General features: G+C 55.7%; 22 protein-coding genes and 2 pseudogenes. 18 read left to right on the top strand and 6 right to left on the bottom strand.

What is annotated here, in order from left to right:
* The first annotated feature begins 34 nt into the window (after positions 1 to 34).
* Positions 35 to 1,582 (top strand): IS66 family transposase, encoded by a 1,548-nt coding sequence (gene tnpC, locus AC05QJ_RS32205; protein ID WP_034128274.1) that lies wholly within the window; start codon positions 35 to 37, stop codon positions 1,580 to 1,582.
* Positions 1,583 to 1,714: 132 nt separating this feature from the next.
* Here tnpC and AC05QJ_RS32200 read toward each other — a convergent pair.
* The 6 genes and pseudogenes from AC05QJ_RS32200 to AC05QJ_RS32175 form a co-directional block, all read right to left on the bottom strand.
* Positions 1,715 to 2,152, bottom strand: a pseudogene (locus AC05QJ_RS32200) (methyl-accepting chemotaxis protein); the annotation flags it as partial.
* A 153-nt stretch (positions 2,153 to 2,305) separates the two neighbouring features.
* Positions 2,306 to 3,034: pseudogene (locus tag AC05QJ_RS32195) on the bottom strand (PAS domain-containing protein); the annotation flags it as partial.
* Positions 3,035 to 3,186: 152 nt separating this feature from the next.
* On the bottom strand, positions 3,187 to 5,256 hold the full coding sequence (locus AC05QJ_RS32190) for a putative bifunctional diguanylate cyclase/phosphodiesterase (protein WP_060501710.1): 2,070 nt from the start codon (positions 5,254 to 5,256) through the stop codon (positions 3,187 to 3,189).
* A 655-nt stretch (positions 5,257 to 5,911) separates the two neighbouring features.
* A complete protein-coding gene (locus AC05QJ_RS32185; RefSeq protein WP_476748092.1) occupies positions 5,912 to 6,340 on the bottom strand; it encodes a hypothetical protein in 429 nt (142 codons plus the stop codon).
* The gene (locus tag AC05QJ_RS32180) at positions 6,337 to 8,190 is read right to left on the bottom strand and encodes a DEAD/DEAH box helicase (protein WP_476748091.1); all 1,854 of its coding nucleotides are present in this window, start codon (positions 8,188 to 8,190) and stop codon (positions 6,337 to 6,339) included. The genes AC05QJ_RS32185 and AC05QJ_RS32180 overlap by 4 nt, the downstream gene beginning before the upstream one ends.
* A gap of 348 nt (positions 8,191 to 8,538) precedes the next feature.
* A complete protein-coding gene (locus tag AC05QJ_RS32175; RefSeq protein ID WP_476748090.1) occupies positions 8,539 to 10,869 on the bottom strand; it encodes a KAP family P-loop NTPase fold protein in 2,331 nt (776 codons plus the stop codon).
* 554 nt (positions 10,870 to 11,423) lie between these two features.
* Here AC05QJ_RS32175 and AC05QJ_RS32170 point away from each other — a divergent pair.
* The 17 genes from AC05QJ_RS32170 (at position 11,424) to AC05QJ_RS32090 (ending at position 19,929) form a co-directional block, all read left to right on the top strand.
* Positions 11,424 to 11,663 (top strand): hypothetical protein, encoded by a 240-nt coding sequence (locus AC05QJ_RS32170; RefSeq protein WP_476748089.1) that lies wholly within the window; start codon positions 11,424 to 11,426, stop codon positions 11,661 to 11,663.
* Positions 11,664 to 11,674: 11 nt separating this feature from the next.
* Entirely contained in the window at positions 11,675 to 12,025 is a 351-nt protein-coding gene (locus AC05QJ_RS32165; protein WP_476748088.1) for a hypothetical protein, read from the top strand.
* Positions 12,026 to 12,034: 9 nt separating this feature from the next.
* Positions 12,035 to 12,316, top strand: coding sequence for a hypothetical protein (locus AC05QJ_RS32160; protein WP_476748087.1), 282 nt, complete (start codon positions 12,035 to 12,037; stop codon positions 12,314 to 12,316).
* A 53-nt stretch (positions 12,317 to 12,369) separates the two neighbouring features.
* Positions 12,370 to 12,603, top strand: coding sequence for a hypothetical protein (locus AC05QJ_RS32155; protein ID WP_476748086.1), 234 nt, complete (start codon positions 12,370 to 12,372; stop codon positions 12,601 to 12,603).
* 269 nt (positions 12,604 to 12,872) lie between these two features.
* Positions 12,873 to 13,718 carry a hypothetical protein gene (locus AC05QJ_RS32150; protein ID WP_476748085.1) on the top strand — a complete coding sequence of 282 codons (846 nt, stop codon included), beginning with the start codon at positions 12,873 to 12,875 and terminating at the stop codon, positions 13,716 to 13,718.
* An 18-nt stretch (positions 13,719 to 13,736) separates the two neighbouring features.
* On the top strand, positions 13,737 to 13,979 hold the full coding sequence (locus AC05QJ_RS32145; RefSeq protein WP_476748084.1) for a hypothetical protein: 243 nt from the start codon (positions 13,737 to 13,739) through the stop codon (positions 13,977 to 13,979).
* Positions 13,980 to 14,308: 329 nt separating this feature from the next.
* A complete protein-coding gene (locus tag AC05QJ_RS32140) occupies positions 14,309 to 14,617 on the top strand; it encodes a hypothetical protein (RefSeq protein WP_476748083.1) in 309 nt (102 codons plus the stop codon).
* Between the two features lie 111 nt (positions 14,618 to 14,728).
* Positions 14,729 to 15,082 carry a hypothetical protein gene (locus AC05QJ_RS32135; RefSeq protein WP_476748082.1) on the top strand — a complete coding sequence of 118 codons (354 nt, stop codon included), beginning with the start codon at positions 14,729 to 14,731 and terminating at the stop codon, positions 15,080 to 15,082.
* 14 nt (positions 15,083 to 15,096) lie between these two features.
* Complete coding sequence (locus AC05QJ_RS32130) at positions 15,097 to 15,306, top strand: hypothetical protein (RefSeq protein ID WP_476748081.1); 210 nt, start codon at positions 15,097 to 15,099, stop codon at positions 15,304 to 15,306.
* 123 nt (positions 15,307 to 15,429) lie between these two features.
* Entirely contained in the window at positions 15,430 to 15,666 is a 237-nt protein-coding gene (locus AC05QJ_RS32125; protein ID WP_476748080.1) for a hypothetical protein, read from the top strand.
* 885 nt (positions 15,667 to 16,551) lie between these two features.
* On the top strand, positions 16,552 to 17,172 hold the full coding sequence (locus tag AC05QJ_RS32120; RefSeq protein ID WP_476748079.1) for a hypothetical protein: 621 nt from the start codon (positions 16,552 to 16,554) through the stop codon (positions 17,170 to 17,172).
* Entirely contained in the window at positions 17,169 to 17,438 is a 270-nt protein-coding gene (locus AC05QJ_RS32115; protein ID WP_476748078.1) for a hypothetical protein, read from the top strand. The genes AC05QJ_RS32120 and AC05QJ_RS32115 overlap by 4 nt, the downstream gene beginning before the upstream one ends.
* 109 nt (positions 17,439 to 17,547) lie before the next feature.
* Entirely contained in the window at positions 17,548 to 17,952 is a 405-nt protein-coding gene (locus tag AC05QJ_RS32110) for a hypothetical protein (RefSeq protein WP_476748077.1), read from the top strand.
* A gap of 8 nt (positions 17,953 to 17,960) precedes the next feature.
* Positions 17,961 to 18,098, top strand: a complete 138-nt coding sequence (locus AC05QJ_RS32105; protein ID WP_476748076.1) for a hypothetical protein — start codon at positions 17,961 to 17,963, stop codon at positions 18,096 to 18,098.
* A gap of 62 nt (positions 18,099 to 18,160) precedes the next feature.
* On the top strand, positions 18,161 to 18,847 hold the full coding sequence (locus AC05QJ_RS32100; protein WP_476748075.1) for a GNAT family N-acetyltransferase: 687 nt from the start codon (positions 18,161 to 18,163) through the stop codon (positions 18,845 to 18,847).
* A gap of 126 nt (positions 18,848 to 18,973) precedes the next feature.
* Positions 18,974 to 19,390 carry a hypothetical protein gene (locus AC05QJ_RS32095; protein WP_476748074.1) on the top strand — a complete coding sequence of 139 codons (417 nt, stop codon included), beginning with the start codon at positions 18,974 to 18,976 and terminating at the stop codon, positions 19,388 to 19,390.
* Between the two features lie 191 nt (positions 19,391 to 19,581).
* Entirely contained in the window at positions 19,582 to 19,929 is a 348-nt protein-coding gene (locus AC05QJ_RS32090) for a hypothetical protein (protein ID WP_476748073.1), read from the top strand.
* The last annotated feature ends 110 nt before the right edge of the window (positions 19,930 to 20,039 follow it).

Below are 20,039 nucleotides of genomic sequence, written 5' to 3'. Positions count from 1 at the left end.
GCCGCGAAGCGCCTGCTCTGGCAAAATTCGGCGCATGACTTCTTCTCCCAATCTCGACCAAATGACTCCCGACCAACTGCGTGCCTTAGCTGCGCAATTGCTCTCGCAAGTCGAAACAATGGGTAAGACGGTCGAAACCATGGGCAAGAAGATCAACCGCGATCAGACGGTGATCGAGAAGCTGACCTTCGAAATTGCGCAGCTCAAGCGCTTGAAATTTGCCAAGCGCAGCGAGCAGATGAATCCTGAGCAGGCCAGTTTGCTCGATGACCTGATCGATACAGATATCGCAGCGATTGAAGCAGAGCTTCAGGCCTTGCAAACAGTGCCAGCGGCGACCGAGAAAAAGCAGAAGCCCAAGCGCACTGCATTGCCGGCTGAGTTTCCACGCACACTGATCCATCACGAACCTGACAACACTCACTGCCCATGCGGCTGCGCGCTGAAACGCATCGGTGAAGATGTCAGTGAGAAGTTGGATTACACACCGGGCGTGTTCACCGTCGAGCGTCATGTACGTGGCAAATGGGTCTGCGATGACTGCGAAACGCTTATCCAGGCACCGGTTCCGGCTCAGATCATCGACAAGGGCATCCCAACCGCTGGGCTGCTGGCCCACGTCATGATTGCCAAGTTTGCTGACCATTTACCGCTTTACCGTCAGGAATCGATCTTCGGTCGAGCGGGCCTGGCGATTCCACGCTCAACCTTGGCCGAATGGGTTGGCGTGACTGGGGTTCAGTTGCAGCCGCTGGTCGATGCGCTGCGCGAAGTGGTACTCGGGCAGCAGATTATTCATGCCGATGAAACACCCGTGCAAATGCTCATGCCGGGAACAAAGAAAACCCACCGTTCCTATGTTTGGGCCTACGCCACCAGCCAGTTCTCGGATGTGGCAGCGGTGGTTTATGACTTCAGCCCCAGCCGTGCCGGAGAGCATGCTCGCAACTTCCTGCAAGGCTGGAGGGGCAAGCTGGTCTGTGACGATTTTGGCGGTTACAAAGCCAGCTTCGAACTCGGCGTGACCGAAATCGGCTGCATGGCCCATGCACGGCGCAAATTCTTCGAGCTGCACGCTACGAATAAAAGCACGCTTGCTGAGCAAGCCCTGCGCTATATCCAGTTGTTGTACGAAATCGAGAGCGAAGTCCGCGATCTGGAGCCGGATTTACGGCGGCGAATACGGAAAGAAAAAGCCGTCCCGGTAATGGACATGCTACATGTCTGGATGAGCGCCCAGCGCGACCTTGTGCCCGAAGGCTCAGCCATCAGCAAAGCACTCGATTACAGCCTGAAACGCTGGGCAGCGCTGTCGCGCTACCTCGATGACGGGGCTGTACCCATAGACAACAATTGGGCAGAGAACCAGATCCGACCATGGGCTCTTGGACGCAAGAACTGGCTCTTCGCAGGGTCGCTACGCAGCGGAAAACGGGCGGCGGCGATCATGAGTTTGATCCAGTCTGCGCGGCTCAACGGTCATGATCCGTATGCCTATTTGAAGGACGTGCTCACACGCCTGCCGACGCAGCGGGCGAGTGAAATCGATCATTTGCTGCCGCATATTTGGCAACCGGTCTAATTGCGTAAGACGTGATGCTCGGATGCAAACGTTCAGTTGCGCCCAGTAAGCAGCGATGATGTCATATTGGACAAGCACGCTTATCGTGAGAAATTGGAACAGCCTTACGAGGTTGTGCCCGATACAGTTACATCAGAGCTCTTCCTTTGCCTCGGCGAACTGGCGCACGGCGTCGACTACTTGCCGTGCTCCGCTCTGAATTTCCTCTATCACAAAGCCGGCTTGGCTGACCAAATCGACGCCTTGATCGACCTTTTGGCGACTAGCCTGCATGCTCTCCACAGCATCCTGCGCTAGTTCATGGTTGCGCTTCACAACATCGACGATTTCCACGGTGGCCTGCGCCGTGCGGGCTGCAAGGTTTCGTACTTCATCGGCGACCACCGCAAAACCTCGGCCTTGTCCACCCGCCCTTGCAGCTTCGATAGCAGCATTTAGAGCAAGTAGGTTGGTCTGCTCGGCGATACCTCGGATGGTCTGCACGATGCTGCGGATCATCTCTGACTGCTGATTGACTGCAGTGATGCCTTCAGCCGCTCGTGAGAGCTCGGCTGCTATGCCTTGTACCACCTCGACCGTTTCACTAATGACCTCGGCACCATGGCGAGCGCTTCTGTCCGTCTGCTGGGATATATTGTAGGCGAACGTGGCTGCATCGGATTCTGCTTGCTGCTGGCGCACTTGGGACGTAATATCACGGGCAAACTTAACTACTTTGTAAAGCCGGCCACTGGCATCGAATACCGGGTTGTAGGTTGCGCTCAGCCAGACGGTATCGCCATGCCGGTTGAGTCGCTGGAAGCGTCCAGAGAAGAACTCACCACGGTTCAGTCGCTCCCAGAAATCGCGGTATTCAGGAGAGTCCGCTTCACCTCGTGTGCAGAACATGCGGTGGTGCTTTCCCCGAATCTCATCCAGGCGATAGCCCATGGCCTGCTCGAAGTTTTCGTTGGCGTCGAGAACCTCACCTTTCAAGTTAAAGGAAATCGCAGCCATCGAGCGACTGATGGCCTGAACCATGCTGCTCTGCTCCTGCTCACGGATCACCTGAGTAGTAATGTCGGTGGCCAGCTTCAGCACGCCTTCGACGCGACCATCGGCGCCTCGGATAGGGTTGTAGCTGGCTTCGAGCCAGACCTCCAGGCCTTGCTTATTACGCCTCAGGAAACGTTCACGTATGTACTCGCCACCAGCCAGGCGCTGCCAGAACTTACGATAGTCGGCACTCGCCTGGTAATCAGGAAAACAGAAAATACGATGGTGCTGTCCGACGATCTCCTCCAGTCGGTAGCCCATGGTGGTAAGAAGGTTCTCATTGGCACCTATGATGGTGCCATCGGGTTTAAATTCAATTGTTGCCGTCGAACGGTCAACGGCCACGGCCCTTGCTTCTGCGGCCTGAAGCTTTTGCAGAGCCTCAGCCAAGGTCTGCTTGATTGCCTTGTTGAACATTGATTAGCCTTAGAGTGAATTTTACTATCGGACGAATGAGGAGAAGCCGTAAATCCCAATTCGAATGTTTAACTGATGCTTAAATCAGGTGATGTAGCGGGTCTGCAAATTGCACCAGCAAGCACCAACTTGAATCTATGGCTTGTGCAGTATCACGCTAGAGTCTTGGTCGCGCTTAAGCTTTCCAGCATCCTCTCTGCGCTCATCGGCTTGCCCAGCAGGTAACCTTGCAAAATGTCGCAACCCAACTCGGTAAGCATCTGTTGTTGTTCAGCGGTTTCCACACCCTCTGCAACGATCCTCAGCCCCAGCGTTTTACCGAGCGCTACTATGGCCGAAACGATAGCCGCGTCATCGTTACACTTAGCCAGCTCGGTGATAAAACCTCGGTCGATCTTCAGTTCGTTGGCTGGTAGGCGCTTAAGATAAAGCAGGCTGGAATAACCGGTACCAAAGTCGTCGATGGAGATATTCACGCCCAATGCTGCCAATTGATCAAGAACAATCAAAGCAGCTTCAGCGTCCCGCATCGCCGTAGATTCGGTAACTTCCAGTGTCAGGAAACGGGGGGGCAGGCCACTGCTTTGCAGGGCATTGCGCACGACATCAACGAGCTTTGCATGGGCCAGTTGTACCGTCGAAATGTTGACCGCAATACTCCATTCGTCTTTACCTTCGCCTAACGCTTGCCATTCGGCCATCTGCCGGCACGCCTCATGGATTACCCAGCTACCGATTGGCACGATCAATCCAGTACGCTCTGCCAAGGGCAGGAAACGGACGGGCGGCACCAAGCCCAAACCTGGCTTGTTCCAACGCAGTAAAGCTTCAACGCCGATCATAGGGCCATTTGGGGCGAGCATCTTCGGCTGGAAGTGCAGGATAAATTCATTCCGATCCAGTGCGCACCGCAGATCCTGTTGCATTTCCAACTGCAGGTGAGCGTTAACGTTCATAGCTTTTTCAAAGAAGCAGTAGCCATCGCGGCCCTGCTCCTTGGCGTGGTACATAGCCGCATCGGCATTGACCATCAGCTCATGCTCGGTTAGGCCATTTTCTGGGAATATAGCGATACCGATGCTAGCGGACACATGCACTGTCTGCCGCCCAAGTACGTAAGGTAATCGAATATTTTCCACCAAGCGTTGCGCCAACATCGCAGCGTCTTCAGGTTCGCCGGGATCGATAAGCAGAACGAACTCGTCGCCTCCGAGGCGAGCCACCGTATCTTCGCCGCGTTTGGCGTCGTTGATTCGCTTTGCTACTTGCAGAAGCAACTGGTCGCCAGTGTGATGACCGTAAGTATCGTTAACAGCTTTGAAACCATCCAGATCCATGAAGAGTACGGCAAAGTGGCTCTTCTGCCTGATGGCTTTATGAATCGCTTGCTGAAGACGGTCGTTTAGGAGGATACGGTTAGGGAGGCGAGTAAGATTGTCGTGAAGAGCTAGCTGCACCAGTTCACTGTTTGCGAGGTCAAGGGAGCTGGCAAGTATGCTGGTGCGGACGTCAAGCATTGATACGATCAAGGCAATAGCGCAGACAGCCAGCGTGATCAGAATCACCAAAACCATTAGCCAGTTGCTATCAATGCCTGCATTGACCGCTCCGCACACGCTCCCGATAGGAAATTGGGCAGCCGCCATTCCGGTATAGTGCATTCCAACAATGGCACACCCCATAATTAACGAGGCGCCGATGCGTGTACGATTGATGTACTGACCTTCGCCACGCATGCGGAAAGCGATCCACAAAGCCACGCCCGAAGCAAGGATAGCAATCAGCACCGATAGCGCGAACAACGACGGAACGTATTCCACTACAGGATTCATCAGCAGCGCCGCCATTCCAACGTAGTGCATGGATGCAATTCCGATACCCATGAGCACCGCACCAAGCAGCAAACGCGGCAGTGGCATTTCCGTCTGGCATGCTAGCCACAAAGCAAAGGCGGAGGAGGCGATGGCGATCAACAACGATAAGCCAGTCAGCGTCAGGTCGTAACCCAGCTCGATGGGCAGTTGGAAGGCCAACATGCCAATAAAATGCATCGACCAGAGGCCCGTGCCCATGGCGGAAGATCCACCGGCAAGCCAAAGTGCCGATGCTTTGCCTTCGGTACGGGTGACTCGACCAGTCATGTCCAGCGCGGTATAAGACGCCAGGATCGCTACGGCGAAGGAAAACAGCACATACACGCTGTTATAGCTGCTTACTAGCATTGAAACCCCGAAGGTTGAATTTGGCTCCTCTGGGCCATCGGCGGCACGAGCAGTTTCTGAAGAGTACGCTTCATCCTATCGTCAAAAATTTTACAAAAAAAAGCGTCATGCCAGCCTTGCGACTTCCACGGGCACGCTTACGGCTGAATGCGATGCTGGCAATTGTAGTGCCGTGCTGGGCACCCATATTGAATGACCTGGGCTTTGAAGGCCTTGGAATAGGAACCGAGTGTTGGCTGCATGAAATACCCGTTTAAAGGCTAGATCTGGTGCTCACTTAAATTTGAGTGCACTCGATGTCTTGGCTTTGCGGGGCTGGGTAGATGACATGGCCGGACGGTTACGCTTGATTTCAAGGATAGCTACGCCAAAGCTTTCTACGAAACCTCACTTGAGGCTATCGAGTCAGGCACATATGACGCGGGTAAGCTCCGAGCTGTGATAGCGGCGCTGATTGAGCAGTGCTGTGGTCTAGCCACTGAGATGTTGAACTCGCAGTACCAGACAGAGTAGACACCTGACGCCCGCTTGGTAGGCCGCTTCAGCAGATAGGCTGTTGCTTCTCTACCTTTGCCGCCACAAACGCATTGAGCGGCTTCAATGCGACGAGGTTATGGCTGGTCAGTAGACCAGCCATAACGTCAGGTAGGTGGGATCAAGCTACGAGTTGCAGGCGAGGGGCAAGCGCCATGTACGCTTGGGGCATAGTGGATAAGATCATGGCGACCTTGTCCTGAGGCAGTTCCTCTGCAAGTAGGATTTCAAGCTTGCCTATAAGATCTTGGACAGCTTGGGAGCGATCCCATTGAATGCTGAACCGTTTGGCCGCAACCTTCTGCTCAATCAGGGTGAGATTCCGATCGCGATCGTAGGTATATCGCATTGTGACCTTGCTCGGCGCCCCGTCCTCATCTGACTCTAGGAAAGTAAGCTCGAATACCATGCCCAAGGGAGTCTTGCGTGCAGTGGACTCGACGTAATCGTTCTCGAAGAGGTTGTCGATCAGGTCGCTAGGTTGAACGCCACGAGTGACATGGAGAGTCGTCAGCTCATCAACAAGTGTTTTGATGGATTCGAGACTCATTTCAAAATTCCCCTCAGTTCAGCCATGACCACTTCCACGTGAGCAATCGACTTGGACAGCATGCTGGTGTCGCGCTCAGTGACCTTACCGAATTTCTTCGCAAGCTTGGCGTTAATAAATCTAACCAGTATACCGTCGTTGGGGGTATTGGGCTGGATTCCTACAAGATGGTTCCTGAATTTCGGATAAAGGGTAAAGGCCTTTTCCTCGATTTCCAGGTCACTCAGCAGGGTTGCCGCCTCATCTTGTGCCTTCTTCGTGAGAATCTCGCGCAGCGCCTTGCGCGCGATCTCAGGCCGTTTTTCCATGAGGGTAGGGTCAATGATTTGGGCTGCTTTCTTCGTCTCAGCTTTGATGAACAGCGATTTGAACTGCGCCAACATCTCCTCATCATAGTCCGCCAAGGCAGCCATCTGCTGGACCTTTTGGCTCGCAATGGAGTCGATTTCAGCCCTTTTCTCAGAGAAGATTCTGTTGAAATCGAGGTCCCCGAGGTACGAGTCTCGGTCGCTCACGAACGCAGCGGACGATGAGACACCGGCCAAGGAGTGTTCCTTTCTGGTGTATTCCAAATCAGTGATCGTGTACTCGCGGGTTCGTTGATGCTGGGCCCGGTCGACTTCTTTTTGGAAGGCGCTCCACATGGAATCCAGTCCGGTCTCCTCGTGATAAATCACCACTGCATTGTTGTCCACCTCGAAGGCCGTGATCTCCTCAGCCGGGATCGCACGGAGTACCCGGCCGACAATCTGCGCGAAGGCATTGATACTGCGATACGGGCGGAAAAGTGCGAGGACTGTGAGGTAGCGATGGTCATAGCCTTCCATCAGCATGTTTACAGAAATGACGACATCGCATTCGTTGTTATCGATGGCCCTGAATGCGGCTTCTAGATCCGGCGCCTCCATGTCGCTGTGCACAATCGTGGTGGTCAGCTTCTCGTTTTGGTACCAAGTCTGGAGATCTACCGCATGGCTGATGCTGCAGCCGACTGCGAGGATTTTATGTGGCACTTTCGGTGAAGTCTTTCGGAGCTCGTGGAGGTTGGCGATGCTCCGAGCAATCACGTCCTTCGAGCACTCTGGTGATAACGCTACGCTTCGCTCCAGCCACTCTCGGTCTCGTAGTGCCAACACCTCGTCCTTGGACAGGCGAACATCCGGTTGCTCGGCCAGTGTGAAGTAGAGCTCATGGGCGTTGACTGTCTCTTTCCTGAGCCACTTCACGTACCGATCGCGCATGACCTCGGAAAGAGGAGTCTCGTGGATCAGTTTTCCAGGCACCTCTTGTTTATCACCGCGGAAAGGGGTGCCAGTAATGAAGATCTTCTTGGCATTTGTGAAATGGCTAAGGGTTTTCTGCCAGGTTTCCGCCGGTGCATGGTGTCCCTCATCGACGATGATGAGATCGAAAAAATCTGGTGGCACACGATTGGTTAGGCATCCTGCCCGCTCGCTGTGTACCTGCTGAATGTTTGAGTAGATAAAATGGCTCTTCTCAAGGCTCGACTGCAGCGTTCTGGAGTTGTATTCGCAAATGACGGGCAGGTCATCAGCGCTGAAGATAACGTCCAAATTGATCCAGAAATTATCCTCCAGGAGCTCCTGAGTCTTCCGGATGCTCTGCTTCGTGACGAGGTTTGGAGTGATGATCAGTACACGACCTTTGGCGAGACCAAACGGTATGATGGAAATCAGTCCACTTTTCCCGGTGCCGGTCGGCAGCACGATTAGCGCGTCCTCGTTGGAGCTTTCGAAGTGTTCCTGGGCCTTGATATAAGCCTCGATCTGGGGGGATCGCAGCTTGTTATTGCCAAGGATGTTGGCCGCCGTTTCGGTGAAGTAATTCATAGACAATCGAAATTCCTATCGGAGTCGCGCGCCAAGGTTCCCGTCCGCTGAGCAGGCGCACGGCAACGTGTGAGCAGGGGTAGGAGTGGTTGCTGTGCAGTGGACCTGAGCATTGAAATATCCATATTTCGGGCCAGTCATAATTAAGTGGGTCTGACAGTTGAGCTGTGGAGCTTGTGGCTGATTGTAGCCCAGTGCTATCAGATTCTGGGGCCCGGATTTACTGGAAAAATCGTCCTGCGCAGCGGTGAACTCGGCATGCTTCGGCATTCGCGAGTAAACACGTCCAAGCTTCAGAGCGAAGCTTGGAGGAGCATGGGTAACCAAGGGGTGAGCCAGATCAAGTCACTAAAAGTCGTCTAAGAGGTCACGCTCTCTAAGACCAAGCCAGACTTCCAAGTGACGTAGGAGAGTCTTCAGCGCTTCCTCATTGTCAGGGAAATCTGAGAAATTCATTGCGTCGCAACGAGCTTTAGCCACTTCGATTCCGATTAAGTCTTGAACCGTTTCTCTATTAAATGTGAGGTGAGGTGTGGACACTCTGTCACCCCATGAGTGAGTGGTCCCTCTGCTCATCATTTGGCCCACCATGATGGCGAACCCCTCGTTTGTGAGTATTGCCTGCCGAACCCACTGGTGTGGTTTGATAGCGGAACCTTCGTATTTTTCCCAAACAAAAAGCAGACGGAGTAGGTCTGGCTGATAGATCAATGATTGATCCCTTTCAGCACGGCTACGAATGATCTGCAACCACACGGCCTTCATCGCGTGGACGGTGTCCAGATCTAAAGCTGGCTCAAAATCTCTTCCCCGTTCTGGCCTGTGGTCAGCCGGATCACTCAAGTGGATCAGCATTGCAGCAACAGATAGCGCTTTGGTTTCGCGAAGAGCGTCTGTTAGCAGGCGATCACGAAATTCGGGCGGTATGCGTTTTACGTACCAAGAAATTGACCTCCACGCCGAAATCCACGGAGAGCTGAAACCGTCGCCCCGCAGGTGGACTAGCTTCTGGGCAATGCTGAACATGCCGGTGAGCAATGTTGCAGCGTTATCTAGAGGAAGGCGCTCAACGGACTCGTCGAGTCTTGCTACGAGTGAAGGCAGCAATGCATCTGCTTCAAGCTCAGCGATCATTACGTTCATCGCCGCTTCGTTCGCCGTCGCATCGAGGAATTTAAGGAAGCAAACCTCCGAGACCTCACCAACTGCCGTTTGCAGTTCGAAGTAGCGGGGAAAATAACGTGATGTGCAGACCCGTTTCTCTGTCAACCAAGTCGTCTGAAAGTCATTTCCATAGGCCATACCATCGAACGCCCATGCCAAGGTGGGGAACAGCTCGGTGATAGCCTCTTGGGCAACATCACGACGGCATTCTGGAACTTTATCAAGAAGTCGTCTGGCTTCAGCTTGGTGCTCGCCGTCTCTGTTGTCGCCCCGAGTGCGTCTTTTTTGAAGAACCAGATCTTTCTCTAAAAGCAGCGCTTCATGCAGGCCTGGCTCAAATACACGAATAGCTTCGAGCAGCAAAAAGTCCACGATGTTGACTTCGAGAGCGTCGCAGGTCGCATGTAATGGTAGGTGTACAGCGATGGAGGACAATAGTCGTCTAGCATCTCGCAAATTTCTTACGCTGGGCTGTATGTAGCTGACGTAAGCGTTACCCCAGCGTGTTTCCGAAAACCCGTTAGCTTCGTTCGCGTAGCGTCCCGCGAGCTGAGTCAGTTCCTCTCCCAAAATGCTATGCACGAGGGTGGTAGGGACAGCCGGCAGGTCGAAGTTTGCTTGGACGATCTTTGCAAGAAAGGCGCGGCCGTCACCATTAGCCACCGGATCGAGCGCATTCTCTACAATGCTAGGCTGGAACAGCAGCACGAATACGATGTTGGGTAGGTTCGCATTCGCTTTAACCTGTTTAAGGACAGTACGGATCTGTTCCGGCTCTAGCCTATCAATATCGTCTACGAAGACAATCAGGGGGCGTTCGAGCTCACGCAAGCGGGACTCTAGATCTTCCCGTATTTGGTCGAGCGTTTCACTGCTGCGGTCCCTACCAAGATGCATCATGGCGCGGCCAACAAATAGCGCAGCAACGCCGAGGATCGCTAACCCGAGGACTACTTTCGCAACACTTGGCAATTCGAAGCCGACGGCTGTCGCTATGAGAATTATGGAGCCATGGGTTAGCACGGATGACACGGTTTCTTTGGCGCCACTGGCCTTTTTCAGCGGCGCGCTCGCTCCGGTTAGTAAGGAGCCGTATCGGCGTAACTGCTCGGCGCGCTTATAGGCGTTCTTGGAATGCGTTCCCCCTAGCCGATCAGCGATTTGACCGAAGAGGGCTCGCGCAATTGCCGAACTGTCACTCCACTGCCAAGGATTGAAATCCAGCCAGCTCGCCCCATCGTCCCGATTCCTCAGTTGCTCAGTGATGAGGTTCTTGAGCGACGATTTACCAAACCCCCACCCTCCGCGGATGGCAAAAACCCGACCTTCGCGCGGACTCATTTGCAAAAGCACGGTGGCTATCCGGTCCGCGTATTCGGCCCTCCTCAGTCGATCTTCAGCCTTGGTGCGAATTGGTGCTTCTGATCCAATCTCATCAACCTGTAACGCATCGGAATGGGTCTTTTTTTTGAAGCTCGCGAGCCATGTTGTCAGGCGGGTCCATACAGCGGCCATGAAACAGTTCCTGGGGAAAGATCCGGTAAGCCTTCTCGCCGATCCAGCGATGATAGGGCCTACGCTGAGAATAACGAACCTGGTACGGGGAGCAGGCTGATGTGAGTATGCCTTTTTCAGATAGGAAACGTGCGCAGGTTTGAGTTGTGTCAAACTATGTTGTCACAGGTCGCATCCATCTTTCGGAAAGCCATGGTGTGCGTGTCAATCTATGTTGCGATCCACAGGGCAGCCACCTCTCGCTCGAGCCAGTGTTTTCGGGGGGGCTTGTGTCAAACTATGTTGTTAGAATCCATGAAGAAGAAAGCATATGGCCTGGGTGTGTAGTCCCGCACAGAAGGTCCCAGTTCTCGGTGCGAACTACTTGCCAAGGAACCCCGCTTCGGATGACTACAAAGAGCGCCCCGAAGGCGAATCAGTAAGTTTTTTCGATCCGAAGGGGGACCCTGTCTTGATTGAACACCTTCAGGTACTAACCGATGCGATGGCCATGAAAACCGACCAGTTGTAGCAGCGGGGAAAACGGCATGCGAGTCAAAGTGAGAGAGGGGGACATGTTCCCGCTAAATCGGTCCCAGCAAGTCTGGTGGGGAGATAGCCCGCAGGTGATGCAGGTTGCACGTTTTGCGGGTCTGGAAATGATGGCCATCACCGATGATGCAGGAGGTTTCGAGCTGGATTACTTGGGCCACATCGGAAGTGGGTTTGCCAGCATCGAGGACGCGAAAGCAGCGGCTCCGGAGTTCGCTCGCACGGTGCTGGATCGCCTACGCAATCTCATTCAGGACGTGTAGGAAAGGGCGCAATGGACATACAGAAGACAGATTTGGAACGGACAGCGGTTAAAGACCGCCGCGACATGTTCTTAAGAGCGGCATCGCTGCTTTCGATAATGCTCGGGGCTTTGATCTTTGGTGCAGGCGCAGATCCGGTTGCCCTAATCGGCGCACCTCCTGCCTTAGCGTGGGGCGTCGGTTTTTTCTTCGGGGCTTGTGGGGTCTACCGAGGTGGAATCGCCGGAATGCTGATTTTTGTAGGTGGTCACGTTCTGCTTGGTTCGGCACTTATGGGAGGCATGATCCCGAACTGGTTGTATGTGCTTGGAGTACCAATGGCCATTCCAGGCATTGCCTACCGAATCATTCGGCCAGCGTAGGAAACCATCGTGGAAATCTGGATCATAAGGCTCTTTTCATACGTCATCTTTCCAGTGGCCGTTTACGGATGCTGGAAGTCTTCCGGCTTGCTGATCGAAGCCGGCTACATACCAGGGATGACCGGCCCGAAATTTTTCGGTTACGACATTTCGCAAGCTATCGTGGCTGTGTCGATAATGATGCTCGCGAGCTTAATCATGAGCATCATCAACTGGTTGACGATTGATCTGCCACGCGAGAAAGCAAAAAAGGCTTTTTGGGCGCGTCGACAGAAAAACTGGCCACGCTAGACGACTTCCGAGGAGCTCGTGGCGCTTTGTCTCTACCACAGCAGGAAAACTCCATGCCTGTGACTTACACCCCGATCAACAAGTGCGCCCCTGGCATGTGGCCAATGAATTACGCAGCCAGGCTGGTCAAGGGTGCCACTGACGTGATGTTTGCCATCGGCACTGACGACCGCAAAGGAGCGCGTGCGCGATTGGATGACCTTGAGGTGTCGATCAAGATGCTGCGCGACAGCCTTGACCAAATGGCAATGGCCGACGAAACAGCGGCGGGTATCCCGGACGACTGACGCGGACTACGACAAGGAGGAAAGCGCACCAGGTAATGGTGGTCGCCCCAGCGGTTGATGATGCCCGCTGACATCCAGAATTCTAGCTATTCGACCCAGAACCGGTATCAGTTTGCTGCTTGCGCTTTCAGGTAGTGTTGGATAATGCCAGCAACAATTCGGGACTGTGCTCGCAGCCTGGATGTTCAGCCAAAAGGCTACCGAGGCCTCACTCCAAAGAGCCGCCAGGTACGCTGATGACATAAGCCAACTGATCACGGAATTACAACATGCCCAAGCTGACGAACCATACGTTCGCCATCGAGACGGTTGATGGCCACCGCCACCGTTTTGAAAGTGAGATTCACGTCAGCACTGATGGTGAATTCAGCTGCACTGTTCCCGACTTCCTGGTGGAGGCCCTGGCTTCTGTCGGGGAGGGGAGCAACAAACTTCAGCCGACGCTGTATGTCGAGAAATTGAAAGTCAACCACAGGGCTTATGCGCCCTCCAAGGCCGACTTGCTCAAATTTGTGGATGAAGCGCACCGACAGCATCATCAGGCCGAAGTGACCACCGACCTGATCATTTGTTACGACTGGTTTGCCGAGGTCAGTTACTGGCTGAATCCGGACGGCACGATGGCTGCCAATGGCTCAATGCCCGATGCAGCCCCCCGCAATGTCGATGGTTCTGGTGGAAATTGGGCTGATCACAAGTTGAAGAACGGACAGTCGATTTGCGCGAACTACACAGCGAAGCACTTTTCTGTCGGTGTGTATGCAGCCATCCATAAGCGGACAACCTACACCCGTGCTAGCGGAGCCACAGTTACGTGGGAGCGGATCACCCAGTTCGGTGCCCGCCCGCCTGCCTTGGGCGAGTGGGGCGAAAAGCTCACAGGTCTTTGTGGATTGTCAGAGCCTAAGTCAGCTGAGTATTTACGGCAGATGCCGTACACCGAAGAGGCGGCGAGGTTCTTCTACGAAAGCATGATGGCCATGTGTGAGATTGGGCGGCGTTTCAAGAGTTTCTTTGGCGATGAAGCCAATGTTATGGCTGCAATTGAGGGGCGTGGGCCATCTCTTCTGGCCGGGCCAACGCTGCCTGGAAAAGCCCCAACTAGCAACGAATGAATTGTTTGAGAAAAGCCAATGGCCACTATCCAGCAGATTGACGACACCAGTTATGCAGTTGAGGCGCGAGGCTCCAGTATGGTTCTGGAGCAGACGAAGAAAGGCTGGCGGGTGAAAACTCGCAATGCGGCGACACGCGTTTGGGGCCTCGGCGGGGAAAGCTGGAAAGACTTCGACACTCTGGCCGATGTTGAGCGTCATTACAAAAGCTGGCGGGGCATTGCTGCACTGATCGGTGCATCTGAACAGCAGAACCACTGAGGAGAGTGACTATGGCTAGCCGCCGGCAGCCTTTCACCCCGTGTAAGTTATACATCGACGGTGCAGAAGGCTTGAGTGTCGGCGACTACATCGTCACGTCGGGTGGGTCGGCCTATTTGGTCCAGGCAATTCGGCCCAGTCCGAGCAAGCCTGAACGTTTATATTTGGACTGTCTGCGCTGGGTATTGGACCAGATACCCGCGGATGCCAGATGTTATCAGCTCAACTGGTACCGGCGTTAAAGTTGCGCCGTTTACCTTGGTATTGTGCTGGGCAGCGCCCTGTCACTTCATCGAATCAACGAAAACCCGAACAAGTAGGAAATCGATATGAAGAAGTTGAAATGGGTCATCTGCGATTGCTGCGAAGGGAATGGCAAGGTTGAAAATCCAGCGTTCTCGAACGGCTTCACTTCCAGTGAATGGCACGACATGCACGAGGACGAGCAGGCCAGTTACATGGCAGGTGACTATGACGTTCAGTGCCAGGACTGTAAAGGGTTGGGCCGCGTACAGGTTCCAAACGTAGCCGCAATGACGTTTGCCGAAAAGCGCTTGCTGGTGATCGAGCGCCGGGAAGCGCACTTGAATGCTGAACTCGATGCTGAATGGGCCGCAGAGCGCCGTTTCGGCTGTTAAACCAGCGCCTCCCGGTTCGCCGGGCCTTCATACCATCCAAGCCCAGCCAAGTGCTGGGCCAAGGCCATAGAAGGGAGCGATTTCCGCGCCCAGGATTGAGCAGAAAACGAGATGAGCGAACTCGAAACAATGCGTGTCGGCAACTTGGACCTGCGCAAGACCGATGATGGTTGGCAGTACCTGAGCGAAGGCCTTGGAGGAGAACTTGATCGTTGGTCCGATGCCGCCGACATCCTTGGCCCGTTTGGTGGTTCGGGGATCAACGATTTGCTCGATGCGCTTTCAACTGCCAAGACAGATCTGGCCGAAGCGCAGCGGGATGCAACCCGCTTTCGGTTCATCGTTGATTGTCCAATCCGCGAAGCAGTGGCGATCAGCCGGAAAGCGAATGATCCGTCGTTCGACCTTGCTTCGGAATGTGACCATTTGATTGCGAAAACTGGCTTTGCCAGTACCAGTGCCTGACAAGGGAAACCGACATGGCAACGAAGTCGAAGGCAGCCCATATCTATGAACCGGATGAGGCAATCACGCATTATGGTCCGCCACCAGGCTTGGATCAGGTGACTCTTTGCGGAGTGCCTGACTGGCTTGGCGGACGAACCCCTGGTGAAGTTACCCAGCGCCCAGTCGACTGTTTTGGTTGCCAGCAAATCGTTAAATTCGTGCAATCCTCGAAATTTGAATGAGTTTTGAGCAACCAGCGAATCCGCGGAAATCGCTGCTAATGCCCAAGCCCAGCCCCAGTGCTGGGCTGAGGTCGTAGAAGCGCCGATTCGGGCAGCGCAGCTAGAAACCAGGAGAGAACACTCATGTTGACCCTTGTCACAGATCACCAGGGCAGTGAGCCCGACATCTTAAGCCCGCTGGTACATGAAGCGTTTGAAATTCGCACGCTTGCCGGCGAAGTGCTGAAAACTTTCCTGGCCCCGCCTTCTGGCTGGACCCACGAAAGCCTGCAGGCTCTTGCAGTTGAACACGAGTCGATCACCCACGACGGTGCCGATGGCTACCTCGGCGGTGAATGGGTCGGCAGTACCGAAATCTGACCCAGGAATATCACATGGCAAATCATGATGTGCCCGATACCAAAGTGTTTTACAGGGAGTACCACCTGTGGGTGCTGCTGATAATCGCATGCGCCCTGGCAGTTTGGGTTATTACCCATAGACCGAGCGAACCTCACCCGCTCAGTGGTACTTCTGGCAACACGCATAACTGCATGACCATCGGGCCTGACTCGCCAATCGTCACCGGAGAGAGCAGCGTGGTAGTAATTGATGGCAAAACCTACGCACCGGGGCACAGCGCTGACTGTGTTCCTGCGTCCACCAATGTTTCGACGCATGGGGTCGGTAGTCCGATTGTCACAGGGGCGGGTGCGAAGGTAATCATCCACACGGACCGATAGGAAAAACATGAAGACATACACCCGAGGTTATCTAATGGCTTCAGTCTCTGGAGTACTACTGTTAGTTGCACTCTTCGTTCCGAGCAATGGACACGGAGACGACGTGTGGCCTTTGTTTGCCACTAGCGCCGTTCTAGCCCTGTCGATCGCACTGGTAACACAGTTCGGTAAGGGCAAAATTCGGGACTGGATCGAAGCAAATTTCTGAAACCGGGGGCCGCTTCACCCTTTGAACTGATTAGCCACATAGTTGTGGTTACTGGGCGCAAGGCAGGGCGGCCCGAGCCAAGGTCAAGCAACGGGCGTTGAAGGTGGCTGACCGTGTGTTGGCCGGCGAGTGATCGCTCGGTGTGTCTGTCAGTCTGTCGAATGAGACGCCTTCTCATGATTTGGGGCCCCGGTACGTTGAAGTGCGGTGGCCTTTTTCATGGCCAGCTCTGCTTACAACCCCTTAAACTGGGCACCACAACCCTAGGGTGTGGTTTCAAAATGCATCCGCTCCTACGCCGAAAAGGAATGCCCCATGACCCTGACTCTCGACGAGTTGACCGCGCGCCTGCTCCTCGAACGCCACAGGCAACCCGATGTCCTGCCCAGCGTGGACGACCCGGCGCTGTTGCAACTGCTGGAGATGCGCCTCGACGAACGCTTCGGTGCGCCGCTGACCGTGCTCCTAGCCCGCTTGCGCGCGGCGCCTGAAGCCGCCACCGTCAACGGTCAGGCCGAGGCGGCCATGGGCTTTGCCCTGGGCATCTGGCTCGCCGGCGGCATCACCCGCCCCGAGTTCGACCGTCTGGAGCACCTGGTGTATGAGGCGGCTGCTCGCGCCCATGACAGGCTGCGCCACGATGTCCGGCCCCTGAGCCCTGCCGACTGGGCCGAGGCCCTGCGGCTGCTGCCACCGCTGGATAACGGCTGCTTGCCCGGCTTCCTGTCCGGCGGGCTCAACGTCCTGTGCGGGCGCGTACAGGACCTGAGCCATATCGCCGACCCCCAGCGCCGGCGGCTACAGGCGCGTCGCGACCATGCCCTGGTCGCGTGCCTGACGGACCTCGGCCTGAGTCCCGAGGATGAGGCCTCTTGGCGCGCGGCCATCGATCAGGCCGCCATCGGAACGCCGGCCGATTCAGGGCCGCGGCCATGAGCGGTCATTACGGTAACTCCGGCGCGAACGAACTGGTCCCCGGGCTGGTCCTGCCCCCTGACATCCGCGGTGAGCTGCGCCAGTTGCTCGCGCGCATTGAGACCGCCGGCGCCGCCGATTACCCGCGCGCACAGGCCCGCGCCGAAGGCGTGGTGCGTGGCCTAGAGGTCGGCCAGGTGCTGGAGCAGGCGGGTATTGAGCGGCTGTACCTGCTAGTCGAGGATGCCGCCACCGCGCGGGCATTGGCGTTGGAGGCTGGCGTATGATCCACCAAACCATCGCCGAGACACCCTGACCAGCCTGAGTAGCGATGCAGACCAGGCGCCGTTAATCTCATCCACCCGCACTGTGCGGTTATCTGTCGAGGGAGTGACCATGCCGTTTGAAAATGTCGATGAAGTGTTAGAGGTGCGGGACCAGGCGTCGGCCAATGCGCAATTGGGCGCGGGTTGGTCGCTGCTTTCGGTGGTCCCAGGATTTGATGGTAAACAAGGCTACGCCGTGTATGTGCTCGGCAAGGTCGTCAGTGATGGCGAGCTGGCGGCGCGGGTGCTGCGTAATCGCCGCGGCGTGAGAGAAAAGGTCGTGGCGGTCTGCAAGAAAGCTGCGGGCATGCTGAACGGAGCATCCTTGGCTCTGGAGACCTTGGAGTATTATCAAACGGACGCCGAGGCTGGTCGGCTTGACCCCGAACGTCTACGCCGTTTCTTGCACGGGTTGTATGCAGGGGGAGCGTTGTTGATCGAGGACTATGACGAACTAGACCGTGATCTGCTGTAGGAGAGCCGATGAAGCACAATGAACATGTCATGGCCTGGCTGGTCGCACTGCGCGACGAGGCCGTCACGCCATGTTGCCCCGCAGGTCGCATGATCGAGATTATGGGCATCCTAGCGCGCTATACAGTCGGTACTGGCAACGTTTAATTCGTGAGGTCCGGCATTGTGCCGGACTGAACTTGAATTCTCTGGACTGAAGGGGCAGCACGTTGTTCAACCTGACCACAACATTCACACAAACCGATATCGACCAGGCGTTGCGCCTAGCCCGGGCGAACTACGTCGAACTGATCAACAAATATATAAAGCCGCATGGCCCTACGAGTAGCTTGTGCATCGCCCAGGTGGAAACCGAGGTCGGGACTTACCTGGAGGATGCCCGAAGTGCGTGCTATGGCACCGGCGCTGGAGCGGTGTTTGCCAGGGACGCCGCGACGGGGGCGGTCATCGGCTTCACAATCTACCTAGCCGGCCTGATCCCAACGGACTGCGGATTGAACTACATCGTCGTGGATACCCGCTACCGCCGGCAGGGAGTCATGCGGGCAATGCTGGACCTGGTGATGCAAAAATTCAGCTTCATCGGGATGTCCTGCAATGTCGACAAGGTGCCGTACTACGAGGCCCTGGGCTTTCGGATCACCGGCGCCGACATGATGCAGGTCGCCATGAGCTGGGGACTGGACAAGCCCCACGGAACAATGAGGATCCTGGGCTTCGACAATAGCGATCCGATCGTGGAGGCCAAGGCTGTGTTCTTCCGCAATGCCGGCGGCAAGGGTGAGGCGATTCTGGCGAAGCTGGGGGCGATTCAAGAACAGAAAATTGCCGACGTCGCTGGATACGTGCAAAAGCGTCAATCGGGCCTGAGCCACGGCGAAGCGCTATCCGGTTGACACGAACCGATCTGGCAGACCATGGCGCAGCTCGTCGTTAATTACGCATGATCGACATCACGGGCCGCCTGGCCCGCATTGTCAGGCAGTGCCCCGTTTAGGCCCTTGAATCTTGGAGTATTTTTCATGGAACCGATCAGGACCAACGCGCAGCGCCAGATGCGCATCACTACGGCCCTGGAATTGATCACCGCGGCGGTGGATGCCTTGGAAGCGCGCACCCGAACGGCTTACGCCTGTGGCTATATCGACGGCCTGCTCGATGAAGGGCAACTGTCAGTCGACCATGCCAGAAACCTGAACAGTATCGCCACCGGGCGCCGGGATGCGCGGCTGGCTGCCCTCGGTGTTGCACCGGCTCCGAACCCACCACAAGGCGAGGACATTGGCCGGGCGCGCACGGTTGATGAGAATGCCGGCATGACCTGGTGGAACGCCCTGACCGAAGCCGATCGCCGGCATTGGATGGCCGAAGCTGGAAACACGGGAGTGGTGGCCGACGCTTGGCACCGCTACAAGGAAGGCCGGCGGGGCGTGCAATAGGCTGAGGTGAGTGTTGGTCCTGAGCGGCCATTGCCGGCGATCGGCCACCGCTGGTTCGGTTGATCCAGGACGTGCCGCTCCAAGTCACCGTTGGCCACTCGCGATGCACCGCGCAGGCGCAGGTGCGATCCCTCTATAATCCCGTGCAGATCCTGCGCAACATCGATAACCCCACACCACCGGATAACCCCATGAGTGCCCGCACACCGCCGCCGCCCCATGATTCTGAAGTGCTCACCGAAGCAGACATGCGCCGTGCCCTGTTCGGCTCGACGGAAGCCACACAGCCGACCGGTGTCACCCAGGTTGCCGCCGGCCCTGGTGGCGGACCGCGGGAGGGACGCAAGGCGGCGAAGCCATTCGCGCCGAAGCTGAAAGTCACGCTGCAGGTCAGCAACGAGTACGAAGGCCGAACCTACTCGTTTGTCTATGAAGCAGACACCCTGAGCCGCCTGCAGGCGGAACTGGACGCCAAGCGCGCGGCGCGAAAGAAATTCAAGTACATCGAAGTCGTCTCGATCTCCGGGGGGGAGGAGTGAGCTCTCCCCGTCAGAATGGGGCAGGGGAGAGCGCCTGTTGCCTACAGCATCATCATTTAGGGAAACACTCGGTAGAGGGCACCGAATCGGCGTCCGCCGCATCGAAGGAC

It is taken from the genome of Pseudomonas sp. TUM25319, from assembly GCF_056388475.1.
This window is presented reverse-complemented; position numbering and strand designations above follow the sequence as displayed.

Excerpts from the sequence above, each read along its gene's own strand:
- tnpC (WP_034128274.1), top strand. The coding sequence starts at position 35 with ATGACTTCTTCTCCCAATCTCGACCAAATGACTCCCGACCAACTGCGT.
- AC05QJ_RS32105 (WP_476748076.1), top strand. The coding sequence starts at position 17,961 with ATGAAGCACAATGAACATGTCATGGCCTGGCTGGTCGCACTGCGCGAC.
- AC05QJ_RS32170 (WP_476748089.1), top strand. The coding sequence starts at position 11,424 with ATGTTCCCGCTAAATCGGTCCCAGCAAGTCTGGTGGGGAGATAGCCCG.
- AC05QJ_RS32175 (WP_476748090.1), bottom strand. The coding sequence starts at position 10,869 with ATGGCCGCTGTATGGACCCGCCTGACAACATGGCTCGCGAGCTTCAAA.
- AC05QJ_RS32165 (WP_476748088.1), top strand. The coding sequence starts at position 11,675 with ATGGACATACAGAAGACAGATTTGGAACGGACAGCGGTTAAAGACCGC.
- AC05QJ_RS32185 (WP_476748092.1), bottom strand. The coding sequence starts at position 6,340 with ATGAGTCTCGAATCCATCAAAACACTTGTTGATGAGCTGACGACTCTC.
- AC05QJ_RS32150 (WP_476748085.1), top strand. The coding sequence starts at position 12,873 with ATGCCCAAGCTGACGAACCATACGTTCGCCATCGAGACGGTTGATGGC.
- AC05QJ_RS32115 (WP_476748078.1), top strand. The coding sequence starts at position 17,169 with ATGAGCGGTCATTACGGTAACTCCGGCGCGAACGAACTGGTCCCCGGG.
- AC05QJ_RS32090 (WP_476748073.1), top strand. The coding sequence starts at position 19,582 with ATGAGTGCCCGCACACCGCCGCCGCCCCATGATTCTGAAGTGCTCACC.
- AC05QJ_RS32095 (WP_476748074.1), top strand. The coding sequence starts at position 18,974 with ATGGAACCGATCAGGACCAACGCGCAGCGCCAGATGCGCATCACTACG.
- AC05QJ_RS32120 (WP_476748079.1), top strand. The coding sequence starts at position 16,552 with ATGACCCTGACTCTCGACGAGTTGACCGCGCGCCTGCTCCTCGAACGC.
- AC05QJ_RS32130 (WP_476748081.1), top strand. The coding sequence starts at position 15,097 with ATGGCAACGAAGTCGAAGGCAGCCCATATCTATGAACCGGATGAGGCA.
- AC05QJ_RS32145 (WP_476748084.1), top strand. The coding sequence starts at position 13,737 with ATGGCCACTATCCAGCAGATTGACGACACCAGTTATGCAGTTGAGGCG.
- AC05QJ_RS32135 (WP_476748082.1), top strand. The coding sequence starts at position 14,729 with ATGAGCGAACTCGAAACAATGCGTGTCGGCAACTTGGACCTGCGCAAG.
- AC05QJ_RS32180 (WP_476748091.1), bottom strand. The coding sequence starts at position 8,190 with ATGAATTACTTCACCGAAACGGCGGCCAACATCCTTGGCAATAACAAG.
- AC05QJ_RS32110 (WP_476748077.1), top strand. The coding sequence starts at position 17,548 with ATGCCGTTTGAAAATGTCGATGAAGTGTTAGAGGTGCGGGACCAGGCG.
- AC05QJ_RS32190 (WP_060501710.1), bottom strand. The coding sequence starts at position 5,256 with ATGCTAGTAAGCAGCTATAACAGCGTGTATGTGCTGTTTTCCTTCGCC.
- AC05QJ_RS32155 (WP_476748086.1), top strand. The coding sequence starts at position 12,370 with ATGCCTGTGACTTACACCCCGATCAACAAGTGCGCCCCTGGCATGTGG.
- AC05QJ_RS32140 (WP_476748083.1), top strand. The coding sequence starts at position 14,309 with ATGAAGAAGTTGAAATGGGTCATCTGCGATTGCTGCGAAGGGAATGGC.
- AC05QJ_RS32125 (WP_476748080.1), top strand. The coding sequence starts at position 15,430 with ATGTTGACCCTTGTCACAGATCACCAGGGCAGTGAGCCCGACATCTTA.